Origin of the sequence: Acinetobacter sp. YH12072 (genome assembly GCF_013419565.1) — a bacterium.
GTDB lineage: Bacteria > Pseudomonadota > Gammaproteobacteria > Pseudomonadales > Moraxellaceae > Acinetobacter.
Genome location: NZ_VOZV01000065.1, coordinates 1 through 5809, shown reverse-complemented (window position 1 = coordinate 5809; position 5809 = coordinate 1). Strand labels below are relative to the sequence as shown.

Genomic DNA, 5809 nt, shown 5'->3' with positions numbered 1-5809 from the left:
TAACCCAACGATTAGCAGACAACTTGGACTTCCAAAACCGTTATACGGTTGGAGTACTTTCATTTGAGGAACCAAACCTCGAAGAACACCAAAAAGAAGCCATCATGCAGAGCTTTGAAGAAACATTGCTTGCTGGGTTAGAGCGTGACCAGTACGACATCACTTGGATAGAACACACTGATAAAGGACGTTTAGAGCTTAATTTCGTCATTCCAAATGTGGAATTAAGTACAGGAAAAAGATTACAGCCTTATTTTGATCAAGCTGACCGCCCACTTGTAGAAAACTGGAAACAAGTCATCAATTTTGAGCATGGTTTAACAGACCCTCATGCACCAGAGAAAGCTCAAGCAATTAAAACTTTGAATAGCCAAAACCTACCTTCAAGCGTCAAAGAAATTAAAGAGCAAATCGGGACCGCAATTGCTGAACAAATTAGTAATGGCAATATCCAAAATAGGCAAGATGTAGTTGAAACCTTGAAGGGTGCAGGCTTTGAGATTGCTAGAGAAACAGATAGATCAATCAGTATTAAGAATCCTGACGGCAAGCGGAATATTCGTTTAGAAGGCGTAATTTATGAAAATCGACAATTTGATAAGCAATTTGCAGAAGAACACCGCCGAGCAGGACAGGATTATCAAAGAACAAGCCGAGAGCGTTACGAAACAGCACTTGGAAAGTTACAACGCCTTACTGAGAGCAAGCAGCAAGGAAACAGAGAAAATTTTAAGGTCAAACCTTCAAACCATCCAAGATCATCAGCCGAAAATCAGAAACGCTTTGCGTTTGAATATTCTCACGGGAGCAATATTGGGCGTGTTGATTACAGTGTTTCTGATCTTTCTTGGCGTAAATTGGTGGTTAGCGAAGCAAATTCAGAACAAGCAGCAGGAATTAGCCGAAATCAATCTGAAAGTAGAGCAGACACCGCTAGAGAAACAAATCTTGCGGAAGGTGACTCTACACGAGAGCGAAGACAAGAAAACCCTATATATCATGGCGAAGAACAGCAAAAAAGCGGACGCTTACGAGACCACATCCAGTCAAATGGTACTGAAATTGGAAAAATAGAATCTAACTTTAAAACTCCTTTTGAAAATCCATTTAACCAGTCAAATGATGGAAAGGAGCTTTTGAAGGATAGCGGAAGTTTATTTGAAAACTTAGCCACCTCAAAAGAAGTAAAGCAGGACGTAAAACAGAGTAATCCTAATCAAGCGGAACAAGATAATGCCAAACGACTTTATGAATCGCTACAAAGACTTATTGAACTCGTTAGAGAAGCAATTGAAAGAGCTAAACGCTATAAATCAAAGTCAGAGCGAGCAGATCGAAACATTGAGCATTCAGAATCAAGTATTGAGAAGTCAGAACGAGGAATTAGCCAGTCAAAATCAGCAATTAAACAATCTGAACAGCAAATTAAGAGAAGTGAACAGCAAATTAGCCAGCAAATGAAAGAAAAACAGGTTGAAAGGAGGGCTAGTAGAGGATTTGGGCGTTAAATTTAATAAATTACGCTAGATTACTTTCAAAAAAAGTCTAAAATAGACAAAACGCCTACTTTTATGAGGTTTGAAAATGCAAGTTATTACAGCGAAAGATGCAAAATCACGCTTTGGTGAGTTATTAGATACGATGCAGCGAGAGCCTGTATTAGTCACAAAGAATAAGCGCCCTGTTGGTGTTTTCTTGTCATTAAAAGACGTGAAAGGCACCCACTTAGAAAGCCTTTTTGATGTCCAAGATGATGATTATGAAGATTGGGAAAAAGAGAAAATCACAGAAGCGTTAAATGCTTTGAAAGCGCATCCATCTGACACGAAAGAAATGAAGTCAGTACATGCGACTGCAATGCAAAAGGCACGAGACTTGGTAGCGAGCCGTAAAAGATGACCTATGAAGTTTCTTACTTGCCACAAGCAGAACAGGATTTAATTGAAATTTTGGCGTATGGCATAGAGACATGGGGCGAAAAACTAGCAGAAGGGATGTATTTAAAAATTACTGAACAGCTGGAAACCCTGTATTTCTCACCAAATCGAACTAAAAAGAAGGGCAGTTTAGGAACAAGAGAAATGCTTATTTCTGACAGTCCATACCGTGCAATTATTCAAATTGATGAGGAAGCCAAGCGAGTTTTTATTTTAAGAATCTTGCATACTTCGAGAAATATTTAATTAGATTATATGCCGTATATTGGCAAGAAAACGGCTATAAAATTAAGAAAATCAATAACTTTTAAAACTATTAAAGTTGTGTTAGATTTTCTTTCAGGCGAAAAAAAAGCAGGTCGGCAAACCTACTTTTTTCTCATTGTTTAACAAATACTTAAAGCATCAGTAAACGCAAATTCGATACTTGTATTTTACTGATGTTTTGAGCATTTGCAACATAAAGGACGTTGCAAAAGGTGAATAACGCTCAATTAAGCGATTTTTTTGAAAATCTTGCTCATAAACCATACTGTGCAGATGATTTATTGTATGGCTTACAAATAAGACCGAAAAAAACGGCAATTAACATGCAATACATACAGGGTAATCAGCCTTGTATGCTTCATTACTTCTTTTTTGATATAGATCGTTCAGATGCTGTCATGGCATGGCATGATGAAAATTTGCCAATGCCCTATTGGACAGCGCAGACCTTAAAAAATGGTCATGCTCATATTTGCTATAAATTAGAAATTCCACTGTGTACCAGTGAATTAGCGAGTCAAAAAGCAATAGCCTATGCCTCGAAGGTTCAGGCAGGACTTGCCAATAAACTTGGAGCAGACGTTGGCTACAGTCATCTCATTACAAAGAATCCATTTCATAAAGATTGGCGTGTCACTTTTTGGAGTGAACAAGCCTATACGCTCGATTATTTAGCTGATTTTGTCGATTTACCGAAGAAACTAAGTAAGAAACAAGAGGTTTCAGGGCTTGGGCGTAACTGCACTATGTTCGATACAGTGCGTAAATGGGCATATAAAGCGATTAGAGCACATAGAGGTGGTATTTATACTACTTGGCTAGATGAAGTAGTAAAACACTGTCTAAGCGTAAATGAGGCGTTTTTAGAGCCATTACCATACTCTGAGGTCAAAGCTACGGCAAAGAGCATTGCAACGTACTGCTGGAAGAAGGATGCTTACTGTTATCAAGAGTTTATAGATCGTCAAAGTCGTAAAGGGGCTAAAGGAGGAACGGCAAGTAACTCGTCTAATGGAGGTAAAGCTAGGGCAATGAAGTACACTGAGATTAGAGAAAAAGCGATATCGCTTCGCAGAGATGGAAAAAGTATAAGAGAGATTGCTGATAGTCTTGAAGTATCAAAGTCAGCAGTAGCTAATTGGGTTAAACAGTAAGAATAACGATATTTTTTAGTTGAGATGATATGAAAAAGTTTATTTTATTAGCAGCGGTATTTACTTTGATCGGGTGTGAAAGTTCTGAAGAAAAACAGGCTAAATTAGATCAGCAAGTATTAGACCTTATAAATACTACTATTAAAAAAGATCTGATAGATCCATCTTCATTACAAGTAAGAAATTTGCAAGGTTATTGTGGTGAAGCTAATTCTAAAAATAGGCTTGGTGGGTATGTTGGTTTCAACAAATTTATTGTCTTGAATGAAAATGAAGTAGTTTTTCAAAATGAGTCTAATACTAGCAATAAAATGTTTACGCGCGGTTGGGCTGAAATATGCAAAGAAAAACCTAAGTTTGATGATAAAGGCCAGTTAATTAAGCCTAATTTTAAGTTACCTGATCCTGTTTATGACCCGCCAAAATTTGAAGCGAATGGTAAAACTATTGTTACTACTCCTAACACGCTAACTATAGATGGAAATTACAACTATATTTATCCAAATTTGATATTTAGGTGTGATGAAAAAAATAAATTAGATCTAATTTTATATTCTTATATGCAAGCAGCTTATAGCAATGGTGGCTATCACATGCTGGTATCAAATCCAAAGAAAGAAGGGTCAAACATTTATATTCCAATTGATTCTTCGGGGGAGATTCAGTCATTCAATTATGAGAAGCAAAAGTTATTCAAATTTTTAAAAGCTAATGATGAAGTAACCTTTGCTTTTCAAGCTATAGGCAATCAAATGTCAGTTCAAACATATGATTTAAAGCCAGTGAAAGAAGCTCTTGCAAACAACAAGCTTAGTTGTAATTGGTAAATTTAAGTGTCCATGTGCAAGCCTAAATCAGATAACAGCCTTTTTGCTTTAGCTTGTTAGTTCAATTTGCTCTTTATTACCTTTTCTGTATTCATCATCCCAGGTTAGCAAGATTGCGAATTTATTAGGAAAGTCTATCTTTCTTGCATAACCTATTTTTGTTGTTTGGCCTGTGTTTAGATTCATTGGGAATAGCTTATCTATGTTATAAAAGTCACCTTTATATCTTTCATCAATGATTATTTCTAAATGAAGATTTCTTGCATTGGCTTTTCCTTGATTAGTTATATTGATTTGAAAATGGTTACCCTGATTTAAAATAAATGCTCGAAACTTAGCTTTACTTTTCTCTTCGAAATATTCTTTCTCTTTTGTTAAGAGTAATTCATTTATCTGCAATTGCTGTTTATTTATTTCTAAAGTAAGTTTTCTGGAGGAAAGAAAACTATAGGCTGAAATGCTAACTGCTATAGTAGATAAAATAATTTCCCAATCTAAACTCATAGTTACCTCACTTAAAGTTCTTAAAAAGTTCTTTCATTAAATCTTGTTCAATCTTCTTTTCTATTTTTGTCTTATTTATATTTATTAGTTCATCCTTATGAAGTTGTAGTCCGCAATTACCGCAAATAGTTATGTCATTAATATCTGTAGAATGACCACTATAGTCACAACTCGGGCATTCTATATATACAGTTTTTGGGATATTCAGTTTCATAAGCTTTGTTCATATCTATTTAATGTGTGAATTAACTTTATCACATAAAAAACTTTTCCATTTCCATAACCTTATAGACGATATTTATGCGCCATTTTTTCGACATGTATTATGTATCACTGAATTTATATTTTAATTGGGCAAGGACACACAAAGGGTACTCTAGACAAAAACTAAAGTTTTCGCTAGATTACCTTTTGTGCCTTGCAAGGGAAGAATCCCTTGACCCTCTTTTCGACTTTATTTCCGCAAGATTTATGGCCATGAAACATAGCCAAAATTCTTACGGAAAAAAGCCGACCCCAAAACCCAAAAGCACCAAGTATTTGATGAGTTGTTATGAAAGAAAAAACTCTTATAAAACGTAATAAGGAAATCAAAGTCCGTTTAACAGAAGCTGAACATCATGCCTTACTGGAACGTATGGAAGGTGGAGAGCTTGCAACTTGGATTCGAAATACTTGTCTAGATGAGAAACCGAATAAAAAAAGAAACTATAAAGCGGCAGATCCTCAGCTATTAGCAGCATTAGGACGCATTGGGGGCAATCTCAATCAGATTGCGAGACAAGTAAATACTGTGGAATCTGATATAGAAAAACTTAGAGCCTTTGCAGAGTTGGCAGTTATTCGAGAACAACTACAAGGAATTTTAGCCAACTATGATCGTTAAATTTTTGGGAAATAAGGGCGGTGGTAGTGCAGGTGCAACCATTGACTACCTACTTGGCAAAGATAGGGATAGACCAGGTGCAGTTTTACTGAGTGGAGATCCTGAATTAACCCAACGATTAGCAGACAACTTGGACTTCCAAAACCGTTATACGGTTGGAGTACTTTCATTTGAGGAACCAAACCTCGAAGAACACCAAAAAGAAGCCATCATGCAGAGCTTTGAAGAAACATT

Annotated in this window: 7 protein-coding genes and 1 pseudogene; 7 read left to right on the top strand and 1 reads right to left on the bottom strand. The window is 36.3% G+C overall.

Annotated elements, in window-relative coordinates:
• From FTU19_RS15605 to FTU19_RS16395, 5 genes are all read left to right on the top strand, one after another.
• Window positions 1-1508 (top strand): relaxase/mobilization nuclease domain-containing protein (locus FTU19_RS15605; protein WP_180131860.1); only part of this gene is annotated, 1508 nt, incomplete at its 5' end.
• Between the two features lie 76 nt (window positions 1509-1584).
• The gene (locus tag FTU19_RS15600; protein WP_003115799.1) at window positions 1585-1899 is read left to right on the top strand and encodes a type II toxin-antitoxin system Phd/YefM family antitoxin; all 315 of its coding nucleotides are present in this window, start codon (window positions 1585-1587) and stop codon (window positions 1897-1899) included.
• The gene (locus tag FTU19_RS15595) at window positions 1896-2183 is read left to right on the top strand and encodes a type II toxin-antitoxin system RelE/ParE family toxin (protein ID WP_003115798.1); all 288 of its coding nucleotides are present in this window, start codon (window positions 1896-1898) and stop codon (window positions 2181-2183) included. Before FTU19_RS15600 ends, FTU19_RS15595 begins: the two co-directional genes overlap by 4 nt.
• A gap of 233 nt (window positions 2184-2416) precedes the next feature.
• Window positions 2417-3358 (top strand): replication initiation protein, encoded by a 942-nt coding sequence (locus FTU19_RS15590; RefSeq protein WP_180131857.1) that lies wholly within the window; start codon window positions 2417-2419, stop codon window positions 3356-3358.
• A gap of 29 nt (window positions 3359-3387) precedes the next feature.
• The gene (locus FTU19_RS16395; RefSeq protein ID WP_257223308.1) at window positions 3388-4185 is read left to right on the top strand and encodes a hypothetical protein; all 798 of its coding nucleotides are present in this window, start codon (window positions 3388-3390) and stop codon (window positions 4183-4185) included.
• Window positions 4186-4233: 48 nt separating this feature from the next.
• Here the strand turns inward: FTU19_RS16395 and FTU19_RS15575 are convergent, their stop codons facing one another.
• Window positions 4234-4689, bottom strand: coding sequence for a hypothetical protein (locus FTU19_RS15575; RefSeq protein ID WP_180131854.1), 456 nt, complete (start codon window positions 4687-4689; stop codon window positions 4234-4236).
• 553 nt (window positions 4690-5242) lie between these two features.
• Here FTU19_RS15575 and mobC point away from each other — a divergent pair.
• Together mobC and FTU19_RS15565 are read left to right on the top strand one after the other, a co-directional pair.
• Window positions 5243-5575 carry a plasmid mobilization relaxosome protein MobC gene (gene mobC, locus FTU19_RS15570; RefSeq protein WP_003115802.1) on the top strand — a complete coding sequence of 111 codons (333 nt, stop codon included), beginning with the start codon at window positions 5243-5245 and terminating at the stop codon, window positions 5573-5575.
• Window positions 5565-5809, top strand: a pseudogene (locus FTU19_RS15565) (mobilization protein A); the annotation flags it as partial. The gene mobC and the pseudogene FTU19_RS15565, both read left to right, overlap by 11 nt.

What these genes read in the sequence shown, in the direction of transcription:
- mobC (WP_003115802.1), top strand. Translation starts at nt 5,243, where the DNA reads ATGAAAGAAAAAACTCTTATAAAACGTAATAAGGAAATCAAAGTCCGT.
- FTU19_RS15595 (WP_003115798.1), top strand. Translation starts at nt 1,896, where the DNA reads ATGACCTATGAAGTTTCTTACTTGCCACAAGCAGAACAGGATTTAATT.
- FTU19_RS15575 (WP_180131854.1), bottom strand. Translation starts at nt 4,689, where the DNA reads ATGAGTTTAGATTGGGAAATTATTTTATCTACTATAGCAGTTAGCATT.
- FTU19_RS16395 (WP_257223308.1), top strand. Translation starts at nt 3,388, where the DNA reads ATGAAAAAGTTTATTTTATTAGCAGCGGTATTTACTTTGATCGGGTGT.
- FTU19_RS15600 (WP_003115799.1), top strand. Translation starts at nt 1,585, where the DNA reads ATGCAAGTTATTACAGCGAAAGATGCAAAATCACGCTTTGGTGAGTTA.